Source organism: Massilia mucilaginosa (genome assembly GCF_011682145.1).
Lineage (GTDB): Bacteria > Pseudomonadota > Gammaproteobacteria > Burkholderiales > Burkholderiaceae_D > Telluria_A > Telluria_A mucilaginosa.
The window spans coordinates 41,099-52,792 of the sequence record NZ_WHJH01000049.1; the positions used below are offsets into that span (position 1 = coordinate 41,099).

Here is an 11,694-nt window from a genome sequence, read left to right on the forward strand (position 1 = left end):
TGAATATAATCAAGAAGCTACCGCACGAACTTCGCGCGCGGTATTGATATAGATTGCGGGCATGGGATTTTTCTCGAAATCAAAGAAGAAGGATGGCTTGCTGGCAATCGCCCTGCATGGCGACGGCGTGTTCGCGGCGCGTGTCAAGCGCCAGCCCGAAGGCAAGCCGCGCGTCACCCTGGCGGCGTTTTACGCGGCCGACAAGGGCGGCGGCCCCGACATGCTGGAAAAGACCGGCAAGGACTTGCACGCGAACAGTTTTCGCTGCACGACCGTGCTCGGCGCCGGCGAATACCAGTTGCTCTCGGTCGAGGCGCCCAACGTGCCGGCCGACGAATTGCGCACGGCCGTGCGCTGGCGCCTGAAGGACATGCTCGACTTTCCTGCCGACCAGGCCGGCATCGACGTGTTCGACATTCCCACCGACAAGGGCCAGGGCCGCAGCCAGTCGCTGTTCGCGGTAGCCGCGCGCAACAGCCTGATCGAAAGCCGCCAGAACCGTTTCGTCGACGCCGGCGTGCCGCTGGCCGTGATCGACATTCCCGAAATGGCGCAACGGAATATCTCGGCCCTGCTCGAACCGGAAGGGCGCGGCGTGGCCGTGCTCTCCTTCGGCAGCGATGGCGGTTTGCTGACCGTCACCTACAACGCCGAGCTGTACCTGGCGCGCCGGATCGACGTGACGCTCGATCAATTGCTCGACAGCGATCATGACCGCAAGCATGTGTGCTACGACAAGATCACCCTCGAATTGCAGCGTTCGCTCGACCATTTCGACCGCCAGTACAACTTCATCAATGTCTCGAAACTGGTGCTGGCGCCGACCGGCGCGAGCGGGCTCGACGAATACCTGTCCAGCAATCTGTACACCAAGGTCGAGTCGCTCGACCTGGCCAGCGTGCTGGACCTGGACGGGGTGCCGGAACTGGCCGGCGCCGCCGCCCAGCAGCGCTTTTTCCTGACCCTGGGCGCGGCGCTGCGGCACGAGGAGGTTGCCTCTTGAGCCAGCAAATCAATCTGTTCAACCCCGAGTTTCTCAAGCAGAAGAAGATTTTCACGTCCAGCGCCATGCTGCTCGCCCTCGGCGTGCTGGTGGCCGGCGCGCTGGCGCTGGTGATGGTGGGCCGCCACAGCGTCGGCCGGCTGGAGGCCGAGGCGGCCGCCGGCGCCGAGCAGCTGGCCCAGAAAAAGGAGCGCCAGGCCCGGGTCATCGCCGAATTCGCCCCGCGCCAGAAAAGCCGCGAGCTCGAAATGCAAATCGCCAGCGCCGAAGCCGACCTGGCCTCGCTGCACGATGTCTCGACAGTGCTGGGCGGGCCGACCCTGGCCGAGGCGCGTAAAGGCTATGCGCGCTTCTTCAAGGCGCTGGCGCGGCAGGGCGGTGCTGACCTGTGGCTGACCGGCGTGCGCATCGGCGGCGACGGCCACCATATCGGCTTGCAGGGCAGGGCGCTCGACGCCAGCCTGGTGCCGGCCTTCGTCACCCGCCTCACGCGCGAGCCTGCCATGCAGGGCAAGAATTTCTCCAGCCTGCAAATGAGCCGGGAGCGCCTGAAGGTCGACGGCAAGGATGCCGACGACCCGGGCCAGATGGCGCCGTATATCGACTTCACCTTGCAGGACGTGGCGCCTGAGCGCGTGGCCGCCGTGCCTGCCGCCGCCGCCGCGCCGGCCGACATGAAGCAGGTGGCGGCGAGCATCAAGGCGGAGGCCGCCAAATGAAAGCGCGCCTGCTCCAGCTGCAACTGAAAATCGACGCCATGACCGTGCGCGAGCGCGCCATGGTGTTCGGCGCCACGGTCGGCGTGCTCGTCTTCGTGCTGTTCGCCCTGCTGTTCGATCCCCTGTTCGCGCGCCAGAACATGTTGCGCAGCCAGATCAGCCAGCAGCAAAACAATATGCTCGGCATCGACGCCGAGATCACGGCCATGGTGCAGGCGAATGCGGTCGACCCCGACCGCGACAACCGCGCGCGGCTGGCGGTGATCAAGGGCGCCAGCGCCAAGCTGTCGGACAGCCTGCGCACCGCGCACAACAGCCTGGTCACGCCCGACAGCATCGCGCCGCTGCTCGAACGCATTCTCAAGGCCAACGGCCGGCTGCGCCTGGTGGGCGTGAAAAGCTTGCCGGCGATGCCGTTCGAGGGCTCCTTCGCCGCCCCCGCGGGCGATGCCGAGCCCACGGCGGCGCCGGCCGGCTCCGGACGCGCCATCTATGCGCACGGCTTCGAAGTGACGGTGCGCGGCAATTACCTGGATATGGTCAACTACATGGACGCGCTCGAAGGCATGCCGGTCCAGCTGTTCTGGGGCAAGGCCCAGCTCGAAGTCGAGTCCTATCCCGACGCGCGCCTGAGCCTGACCCTGTACACCTTGAGCCTGGACAAGAAATGGATGAGCTTATGAGCGCGCGCCTGCTGCTGTGCGCAGCGCTGCTGGCGGCGCAGGCCGCCGCCGCCCAGCCTTTGCCCGATCCGACCCGTCCTCCGGCGCGCCTGTACACCCCGGCCGGCGACGCGGCTGCGCCGCAGAGCGTCGAGCCGCAGTTGCAATCGGTGCTGATCGCGCGCCATGCGGGCGGGCGCCACGTGGCGGTGATCGACGGCCAGACGGTGCGCCTGGGCGAACAGTTCCGGGGCGCGCGCGTGGCGCAGATGACGCAGAATGAAGTTGTACTGGTGAAAGGCAGGGACCGCCGCGTGTTGCGCCTGTTCCCGCCCACGCCAGCCCCGCAGCGGCTTAACGAGAGAGACTGACAAAGAGCATGCAAAAACACCGTGTGGAACACCTCGTGATGGCATCGATGATCGCCAGCGCCCTGGCCCTGGCCGGCTGCGACAGCACGCCCAAGCGCGACACCTACGAGAACATCACCGCCGAGATGGCGCTGGCCGCCAAACGCACGCCGCCGCCGCTCGACGACGCGGTCAGCGCGGCCCTGCTGCCGCCGGTCGCGGCGCTGGCCGGGCAACTGCCCAAGTCGCGCCAGGCGCTGGAAGAACGCTTCAACGTCAACTTCAACAATGTACCCGCGCAGCAGTTCTTCAACTCGATCGCCACCGGCACGCGCTACAACATGCTGGTCCATCCCGAAGTCGGCGGCACCATCACTGCCACCCTGAAAGACGTGACCCTGGCCGAAGCGCTCGACGCCGTGCGCGAAATGTACGGCTACGATTACCGCATCGAGGGCAACCGGGTCTCGGTCAAGCCGCTCACCATGCAGACCCGCATCTTCCAGGTGAACTACCTGGTCGGCAACCGCAAGGGCAAGTCGAACCTGCGCGTGACCTCGACCTCGGTCTCGAACGCCACCAACAACCAGAACGGCGGCGGCAACAGCAACAATAGCGGCGCCAATAGCGGCGGTGGCAACAACGGCGGCAGCAACGGCGGCAGCAACAATGGCCAGGACAGCGGCAACAACAACGGCAACGGGCCGACCGACAGCACCAACGTCAGCACCACCTCGGACAGCGACTTCTGGCTCGAACTGAAGGCCTCGCTCGCCGCGATCGTCGGCTCCAAGGACCTGGGCCGCAGCGTGGTGGTCAATCCGCAGTCGGGCGTGGTGGTGATCCGCGCCATGCCGGAAGAACTGCGCAATGTCGACATGTTCCTGAAAGCGACCCAGCTTTCGGTCGGGCGCCAGGTGATCCTGGAAGCCAAGATCCTCGAAGTGGAACTGAACGACAGCTTCCAGAGCGGCATCAACTGGGCGTCGTTCGCCTCGTTCCGCGGCGGGCACGGCAACCGCGTCTCGACCGGTTTCGTGCAGCCGGGCGCCTCGCTGGCGCCGCTGCCGTACACCGGCGGCCAGCCGGCCGTGATCGGCGACCCGAAATCCTTGACCGCCAGTACCGGCTTCCTGCTCTCGAATGCGGCGGCCTCGGCCGGATCGATGTTCGGACTGGCCTTCCAGACCAGCAATTTCGCCGCCTTGATTTCCTTCCTGGAATCGCAAGGCACCGTGCACGTGCTGTCGAGCCCGCGCATTGCCACGATCAACAACCAGAAAGCCGTGCTCAAGATCGGCACCGACGAGTTTTACGTGACCGGCGTCTCGACCACCACCAGCACCGGCGACAACAACAATACCGTCAGCCCGAGCGTGACCCTGCAACCCTTCTTTTCCGGCGTGGTGCTCGACGTGACCCCGCAGATCGACGAGAAGGGCAATATCCTGCTGCACGTGCACCCCTCGGTCAGCCAGGTCACCACGGTCAGCAAATCGGTCAACCTCGGCAGCGCCGGCAACCTGAGCCTGCCGCTGGCGGCCTCGTCCACTTCGGAAATCGACAGCATGGTGCGCGGGCAGGATGGGCGGGTGGTCGCCATTGGCGGCCTGATGCGCCAATCCTCGACCGCCGACGGCAACCAGATTCCGGGCGCGGGCAATCTGCCGGTGATCGGCAAGCTGTTCCGCAACAAGAGCAACGTCAACCAGAAGCGCGAACTGGTGGTGCTGATCAAGCCGACCATCGTCGACGGCGCCAACAGCTGGAACCAGGACCTGATCGACACCAGCCGCCGTTTCGACGATCTCGACCCGCGCGCGGCGGGACAACGCTAAAATGTATACCTCGCACTTCGGCCTGCGCGAAGTCCCGTTCGGCATTACGCCGGACACGAGTTTCTTTTTCACCAGCCCGGATTCGCAGGAAGCGCTCAACACCCTGCTGGTGGCCGCCAGGAGTGGCGAAGGTTTCATCAAGATCACGGGCGAAGTCGGCACCGGCAAGACTTTGTTGTGCCGCAAGTTCATGGCAACCCTGGGCGACGACTTCGTCACCGCCTACATCCCCAACCCGTACCTCGAACCGCGTACGCTGATGCTGGCCCTGGCCGACGAACTGGCGCTGGTGCTCGACAAGGACGTCGACCAGCACCAGCTGCTCAAGGCCATCACCCACCAGCTCATGGCGCTGGCCAACGACGGCAAGCGCGTGCTGCTGTGCCTGGACGAAGCGCAGGCGATTCCGATCGAAAGCCTGGAAGCGCTGCGCCTGCTGACCAATCTGGAAACCGAAAAGCGCAAGCTGCTGCAGATCGTGCTGTTCGGCCAGCCCGAGCTGAACCGCAACCTGGCGCTGCAATCGATTCGCCAGCTGGCCCAGCGCATCACCTTTCACTACCATCTGGGGCCGCTGACGCGCGACGATGTCGAGTTTTACCTGGCGCACCGGCTGCGCGTGGCCGGTTTTACCGGGGCCCGGCTGTTCAGCCGGGCGGCGGTGGGCGCCCTGTATGCGGCCAGCGGCGGCATTCCGCGGCTGGTCAACATTCTCGCGCACAAGGCGCTGATGCTGTGCTACGGGCAAGGCCGGCAGCAAGTGAGCCGGCGCCACGTGAGCGAAGCGGTGCGCGATACCATTTCCGCCAGGCGCCCCCGATGGCCCTGGCTTGCCGCGCTGGCGCTGACGATGGCGGCGGGCGGCGGACTTACCTGGGCCTTGAACACATGAGTCTGATCAACAAGATGCTGCAAGACCTCGACGCGCGCGGCTCGCAGGGCGCCGGCACGGCGCAGTCCGACATCCGCCCGGTTGGGCGCGGCGAGCGCGCCGTGCCGGTGCCGGTGGTGATGGGCGCGCTGGCCGGGGTGCTGATCCTGTCGGTGGGCGGCGTGTACGGCTGGCGCGTGCTGCGCCAGCCGGCGGTGGCGCCAGTGGCGCTGGTGCTGCCGGCCACCCCGATCCAGCAGGCCGTGATCGAGCCGCCGCACCAGCTGCCGGTGCCGGAGGTGGCGCAGGCGCCGCAGCCGGCTACCCCGGTGGCGGCGCCCGTGGCCAGCGAGCCGGTGGCGGCAGCCAAGCCGGCGCTGGCGGCGCAGCCAAGGCCAGCCGCGCCGCAACGCGAGCGCAGCGCCCCAGCGCGGACCGACAAGCCGGTGTTGCCGGCGCAGCGCACCAGGACGGCGGCGGGCAGCGACGGCGTGGCGCCGCTCGCCGGCCGCCAGGCGGCGGGCGGGCAGGGTGCCGAGAGTGTCTACCGGCGCAGCCTGGCCAGCCTGCAGGACGGCCGCGTCAGCGACGCGGTGCTGCAGCTGGAGCAGGCGCTGGCGGCCGATCCGCGCCATGAGGCGGCGCGCCAGACCCTGGTCGGGATTCATATCGAACAGGGGCGCACGGCTGAGGCCATGCGCTTGCTGCAAGCGGGCCTGGCGCTCGACGCCAGGCAGCCGGCCATGGCCATGCTGCTGGCGCGCATGCAGATCGACGGCGGCGGGTCCGGCGTCGAGACCTTGATGGCGAGTTTGCCGGCGGCCGGCGGCAACGGCGAGTATCGCGCCTTCCTGGCCGGCGCCTTGCAGCGCGAGCGGCGCCATCAGGAGGCGGTGGAGCAGTACCAGGCGGCGCTGCGCAGCGCGCCGGAGAACGGCGTCTGGTGGATGGGGCTGGGGATGTCGCTGGAGGCCGAGAAACGCTTGCCGGAGGCGCTGGCGGCGTTCCGGCGCGCCCGGGCGGCGGGCAATCTGTCGGCGGAACTGCAAGGCTTTGTCGAGCGCAAGGTGGGGGCGCTGGGAGGCTGAGCTGTCGCCGTCGGCGTCCGCAGACGTTCACAACTGCGCTCTGAAGTCCAGGTTCACTTTCCACTGCTCCTCGACTGCAACGGTGCGCCGCGAGCTGGTCTCGTGGGAGCCTTCCCTGGTCCACAAAAACGGGAAGAAGCCGAAGCACTGGTCGCCGGACAAGGTTTTTACGTCAGGCGCGTATTTCTCCATGAGGTCCTGGCCGTAAAACTCGCGGATCCTTGCCGTCAAGGCCCATTCGACAAAGGTCGTGAAGCCGACCTCCAGCGATTCCCATTCCAGGGTGTCGGGGGCGAGGTAATGGACCATCCCCTGGTCATCCCCGAGTCCACCGACGTTGACCGCGAAAAAGCCGCCAAGCACGTCATCGCCGACCAACAGGAAACCGTCCGATTTTCCTTCGTTCCACGCCGTGATGTTGCGCTCCAATCGAGGATGGCCAGAACCCAATATCCGAAGCCAGCCGCCATCGACCAGGATGCCCCCGGTGTCGTAAGCGATCGCGCCCAGGGTGGAGCGCGTGGTCACCTGAAGCGTCAGCAGGACATCGGCCCGGTCTAGCGAGGGCGGTAGCAGTTCCACGGGCACGTCTGTCTCACTGGCCCATTGCTGGACCAGAGGGAATGCCGGTTCTTCGGTGTCCAACAGCTCGCTGAGTTGTCGCATGGTTTTCCGCTTCCTCTGCGACCGTTCTTGACGGTCGCATCAAGTTCTTGTTTGGCTTCCGACGCCGGCGTTGGGACGCACCGCGGCGATGGCCTCGATTTCGATCATGGCCGCGGGATTATACAAGGCCTTGATTTCGGCGATGGTGTCGGCCGGGTAGGGCGCCGTGAAGAAGCGGCGGCGCAGTTCCACCACCTCGTTGAAGTTGCCCATATCGGTCACGAAGATCGTGACCTTGATGACGGCGTCGAGGCCCGAGCCGCCGGCGTCGAGCACGCGCTCGAGATTGGCGAAGGCCTGCTCGCCCTGGGCGCGGAAGCCGCCGTCGACAATCTTGCCATCGTCGCCGGCGCCCGCCTGCCCGGAGACGAACAAGAGCTCGCCGAATTTGATCGCTTGAGAAAGCAGGAAGGGTTCGTAATTGTCCGGCTGGGTGATGATTCGTTCGAGCATGCTTGACTCCTTTTGTCACGGCAGGGGATGTATGTGTGTGCGGCGTTGCCGGTGCCGCAGGGAGAAGATAGGCGTGCGCCGTGACGTTGACAAACGCTCATTTGTCAGGCATAAGATGATTTCATTTCATCTATATGCGCAATGCGGCGACTTCCTCCATTTTCGGCACTACGCGCGTTCGAAGCGGCAGCCCGGCATGGCAGCTTCAAGCAAGCCGCCCATGAACTCGCCGTCACGCCGACCGCGATCAGCCATCAGATTCGCGCTCTGGAGGAATTGACCGGGTTGACCCTGTTCGAGCGGCAGGTGCGCAAAGTCGTCCTGACCGACGCCGGGCTGGAACTGTATCCGGTGCTGCGCGACGGTTTCAATGCATTCGAAACGGTCTTGCAGCGCCTTGAGACGGCGCAGGCACGGCGCCGGGTCGTCATCTCGGCGACCAATGCGTTCATGGCGCGCTGGCTGGCGCCCCGGGTGGCGGATTTTCGAACGCTGTACCCTGACATCGACCTGGAGCTGCATGCATCCGATCAGGCAGTCGACCTCGGGTCCGATCTCGCCGATATTGCGATTCGCTACGGGCGCGGGCCGTATCCGGGCATGGTCGCGGAGCCGCTGTTCGCCGACCGCTTCGCGCCGGTGTCCGGCCCCCAGCTCGGACCGTTGACGCTGGCCGACCTGGACCGGGTCCCGTTGATCGATTTCAAGTGGAGTCACGCGCACCCGCTCAACCCGACCTGGAAGAACTGGTTCGCACAAGCGGGCTTGCCATGGAAGCCGCATCACGGCCAGCTACTTTTTTCGGATGAAGACCATGCAATCCAGGCGGCCCTGGCCGGCCAGGGAATTGCGCTTTTGAGCCTGGAACTGGTGGCCGCCGACCTCGCAGCCGGGCGCCTGGCGCAGCCGTTCGGCCCGAGCATGGCGGGGCACGCGTATCATCTGGTGCGCAGTGCGGGACATCGGCACGGTCCGCATGCGGAGGCTGCATGGGAATGGTTGCGCAGCCGGGCCGCTGGACCGGCGACGCCTTTGGCGCGGCCCGGACGAGCCGGGTGAGGCAGGGGAACGGCGAGCTAGCTACAAACTCGCCAGCTCGCCCCAAATCTGCTTCATCGGAAACCTTAACTTTGCGTGATCCTCATGCAAGGCTTCCGCAATCGCGCAGCCCGGTTCGCTGGTGACGCGCTCCCGCGCCTCGCCCAGGCTCTTGCCATCGGCCGCGCGCAGCACGTGCACGCCCATGCCCGCGCCGTCCTGCGCGCGGCGCGACACCACGCCCAGTTCGGCATTTTCCAGCCGTACCAGCGTGCCCGGCGGATAGGCCCCGATCTGCGTGGCGAAGTGGCCCAGCACGATCTGGTCGTACGGCATCTCGTTGCCCGCGCCCAAACGCTGCAGCGCCACCGGCGGCAGCAAGGAGCGCCGGTAATTACGCGCCGACACGAATGCGCAGTAGCGGTCGGCCAGTCCGATCAGCTTGGCGTTCTGCGAAATCTCATCGCCCAGCTTCCCGGCCGGATAGCCGCTGCCGTCGTCATTTTCGTGATGCAGCAGCACCAGGTCGAGCCACGCCTCGTCGTTCACGCCGGCCCAGCGCAGCATCTCGACGCTGGCCGACGGATGGCGCCGCACCAGCGCCCGTTCTTCGTGCGACAGCGCGCCATCCTTGTTCTGGAACAGTTCCGCCTGGCGCACCATGCCCACGTTCATGCTCAGCGCCGCCGCCGTGATCACCAGCACTTCGGCCGGCGACTTGCCCATGGCGCGCGCGATCAGGCAGGCGACGACGGCCGCCTCGGTGCAGTGGCGCACCGCGTAGGCACCGGCAATCTGGTTCAGGAAGATGGCGGCCAGCGCCACGTCGCCGCCGCGTTCGACGGTGTCGATCAGGTCGTCGGCGGCGGCGCGCAGTTCGCGGTCGGCGCCGCCCTGGTCGCGCAGGTCCATCAAGGTGCGTTCGAGGCGGCGGTTGATCTGGTTGAGCGATTGCAGGACCGACACCGGCGCCGACGCTTCGGCGTACAGGCCGGCGGCAAGCCAGTCGTCAAGCTGGCCGGGCGCGAGCACCTGGCCCTTTTTCAGCAGCGGACGGGCGGCCGAGGGCGTGCTGAAAATATCCCAGCGCAAGGGTTCGCCGAACGCCAGGTCTGCCACGGTGATGCGCCTGATTGCCATGATGTTGGTTCCAGCTCCGGTAGATCACAATCTGGCCAGACGCTCCAGCGCCAGGTGTCGTCTTTCTTGGCGAAGCAAAAACGCACAATCCCCGATTCCCGGCCATTGCTGTACAACGCGGACACGGGAAGGGCGGCGACCTTGATGCCGGTGGTCGGCCATTGTGCGAATTCCGACTCCAGTATAGGCGAAATTGCCTCGTACACACACCTTGAAAATAGGTCGCGTCGGATGGCAACAACGTGCAGCGCGAGCCTTTCAGGCCCTCGCGCAACAGGTCACGCTTGCGCCGGTAAAAGTCCTGCATGTCGGCCGCGCGCAGTACCGGGGCGGTCGGGTTGTGCGGGGCATGATGACGATCAGGCGCGTGCGCGGCGTGACCGCGCGCGCCGCGGACATTGGCGATCCTGGCCGCGACGGCGCAGCGCAGGACGTGCCACGCCCACCGCTTGCACGGGCGGTTCAGACGTAAGGGGATTTGTGCGTAATTGAAGCGTGGCTGAAGCACCACGCGAACATGATATCGGTCGTGGCATTCGCAATCGTGTCGGGGATGTTGATTGTGACTCTGCCGACATTAATAACACGTATCCTCGGATTCGAATTGGAAGTCTCCCTGTCCTCAATGGCAAAATCACGAACTGCATAGTCGATACCGCTGAAGTTGCCCTCCGGGTCGCCATGGGTCCCGCTGTAGATCGTCAAGCTGCCTTCATGGCGGTATTGGTCAACCACCTTTTTGACGTCATCAGCGGAAACCTCCCGATGGTTGGCAGTCCAGACGATGCGGTCGCCATAAACTCGTTGTATGAAATGTCGCGTGTTATGGAATGGCACTTTTTGATCTCCCGTTAATTGAGTGAAAGCGTTCCTTCCGACGGAAGGCGTGAACTGTGTGAAAGCTTTCCAAGCCGCGCGCCAGATTTGCGTCGTGAACTATCGACGCGCTTGTTGCATTTTAGCGCTGAATGTATTTTTGTACAATGTTGGTCGGGAGCGGGGACCAGGGGTCCGCGCTCCATCACAGCCTGGCAAGGCGCTCCAGCGCCAGGCGCAAGGTGTCGTCGTGCTTGGCGAAGCAAAAGCGCACGATGCCCGACTCCTGGCCCTGGCTGTAAAACGCGGACACGGGAATGGCGGCGACCTCGATGTCGGTGGTGAGCCATTGTGCAAAATCGGACTCCGGCATCGGCGGCATCGCGTCGTACCTGACACATTGAAAATAGGTGCCGTCGGCTGGCAGCAAGGTGAAGCGGGAACCCTGCAAGCCATCGCGGAACAGGTCGCGCTTGCGCTGGTAAAACGCCGGCAAGTCCAGATACGGCGCCGGATCGGCCATGTAGTTCGCCAGGCCGTGCTGCATCGGCGTGTTGACGCTGAAAACATTGTACTGGTGTACCTTGCGGAACTCCGCCATCAGGCTGGCCGGGGCGGCGACGTAGCCGATTTTCCAGCCCGTGTTTGCACAACGGTGAGTGGTTGGGGTATGGACATCGGACGGATGCCTTATGCACGCGGGAACTACGTGATTTTTCAAATGTCCATGGATTGGTCCGTCTTTGCGGTGCTTACTGGGCAAAATGTCCATGCTTTGGGGCCGGTTTTCTTAAGTAACTCGTGTAGGTTCAGCGTGCCTCGGGATGATGACGCAAGCAGTATTCTCACAGTGCCCTGATTTGCCGCACGCAGAAACCATTTCCTCGCCATGGGGTAGTTCTTTGGACACCGACGCCTTCTAACCTGGATGTTTCATAAACGTCATCCGCAATTCCGAATTGTCGCTCTCGACGCCGCTCGGTTCGAATTATCCTATTGTGGGCAATAGGCGCCCTACCCAATTGAACGGGGCAGGGTAAAGCGGCATGA

The 11,694-nt window shown here is 65.0% G+C and carries 12 protein-coding genes and 2 pseudogenes; 8 read left to right on the plus strand and 6 right to left on the minus strand.

The genetic code is table 11. From position 1 onward, the window contains the following. Positions 1-61: 61 nt before the first annotated feature. The 7 genes from F2P45_RS27000 to F2P45_RS27030 are packed head-to-tail and all read left to right on the plus strand — an operon-like array spanning position 62 to position 6,531. Positions 62-1,003 carry a type IV pilus biogenesis protein PilM gene (locus tag F2P45_RS27000; RefSeq protein ID WP_166881309.1) on the plus strand — a complete coding sequence of 314 codons (942 nt, stop codon included), beginning with the start codon at positions 62-64 and terminating at the stop codon, positions 1,001-1,003. Next, complete coding sequence (locus tag F2P45_RS27005; RefSeq protein ID WP_187367233.1) at positions 1,000-1,722, plus strand: PilN domain-containing protein; 723 nt, start codon at positions 1,000-1,002, stop codon at positions 1,720-1,722. Before F2P45_RS27000 ends, F2P45_RS27005 begins: the two co-directional genes overlap by 4 nt. Continuing rightward, a complete protein-coding gene (locus tag F2P45_RS27010; protein ID WP_166881310.1) occupies positions 1,719-2,405 on the plus strand; it encodes a type II secretion system protein M in 687 nt (228 codons plus the stop codon). Before F2P45_RS27005 ends, F2P45_RS27010 begins: the two co-directional genes overlap by 4 nt. Further along, entirely contained in the window at positions 2,390-2,755 is a 366-nt protein-coding gene (locus F2P45_RS27015) for a hypothetical protein (RefSeq protein ID WP_229505324.1), read from the plus strand. The genes F2P45_RS27010 and F2P45_RS27015 overlap by 16 nt, the downstream gene beginning before the upstream one ends. Positions 2,756-2,763: 8 nt before the next feature. Continuing rightward, positions 2,764-4,572 (plus strand): pilus (MSHA type) biogenesis protein MshL, encoded by a 1,809-nt coding sequence (gene mshL / locus F2P45_RS27020; protein WP_166881311.1) that lies wholly within the window; start codon positions 2,764-2,766, stop codon positions 4,570-4,572. Position 4,573: 1 nt separating this feature from the next. Further along, positions 4,574-5,464 (plus strand): ExeA family protein, encoded by an 891-nt coding sequence (locus F2P45_RS27025; protein WP_166881312.1) that lies wholly within the window; start codon positions 4,574-4,576, stop codon positions 5,462-5,464. Next, positions 5,461-6,531: a tetratricopeptide repeat protein gene (locus F2P45_RS27030; RefSeq protein ID WP_166881313.1), complete on the plus strand. Its 1,071-nt coding sequence runs from the start codon at positions 5,461-5,463 to the stop codon at positions 6,529-6,531. Before F2P45_RS27025 ends, F2P45_RS27030 begins: the two co-directional genes overlap by 4 nt. A gap of 27 nt (positions 6,532-6,558) precedes the next feature. On the opposite strand, the gene F2P45_RS27035 is transcribed toward F2P45_RS27030, so the two are convergent. After that, complete coding sequence (locus tag F2P45_RS27035; RefSeq protein ID WP_166881314.1) at positions 6,559-7,197, minus strand: DUF2625 family protein; 639 nt, start codon at positions 7,195-7,197, stop codon at positions 6,559-6,561. A 39-nt stretch (positions 7,198-7,236) separates the two neighbouring features. Then, positions 7,237-7,650, minus strand: a complete 414-nt coding sequence (locus F2P45_RS27040; RefSeq protein ID WP_166881315.1) for a RidA family protein — start codon at positions 7,648-7,650, stop codon at positions 7,237-7,239. A 141-nt stretch (positions 7,651-7,791) separates the two neighbouring features. Here F2P45_RS27040 and F2P45_RS27045 point away from each other — a divergent pair, with 141 nt between their 5' ends. Further along, the gene (locus tag F2P45_RS27045; RefSeq protein ID WP_166881316.1) at positions 7,792-8,709 is read left to right on the plus strand and encodes a LysR substrate-binding domain-containing protein; all 918 of its coding nucleotides are present in this window, start codon (positions 7,792-7,794) and stop codon (positions 8,707-8,709) included. Positions 8,710-8,730: 21 nt separating this feature from the next. Here F2P45_RS27045 and F2P45_RS27050 read toward each other — a convergent pair whose 3' ends face one another. The 4 genes and pseudogenes from F2P45_RS27050 to F2P45_RS27060 all read right to left on the minus strand — a co-directional run. Then, positions 8,731-9,828, minus strand: coding sequence for an HD-GYP domain-containing protein (locus F2P45_RS27050; RefSeq protein ID WP_166881317.1), 1,098 nt, complete (start codon positions 9,826-9,828; stop codon positions 8,731-8,733). Positions 9,829-9,881: 53 nt separating this feature from the next. Continuing rightward, a pseudogene (locus F2P45_RS36450) lies at positions 9,882-10,126 on the minus strand (methionine aminotransferase); the annotation flags it as partial. A 164-nt stretch (positions 10,127-10,290) separates the two neighbouring features. After that, on the minus strand, positions 10,291-10,665 hold the full coding sequence (locus tag F2P45_RS27055; RefSeq protein WP_166881318.1) for a hypothetical protein: 375 nt from the start codon (positions 10,663-10,665) through the stop codon (positions 10,291-10,293). Positions 10,666-10,849: 184 nt separating this feature from the next. Beyond that, positions 10,850-11,287 (minus strand): annotated as a pseudogene (locus F2P45_RS27060) (aminotransferase class I/II-fold pyridoxal phosphate-dependent enzyme); the annotation flags it as partial. Between the last annotated feature and the right edge of the window lie 407 nt (positions 11,288-11,694).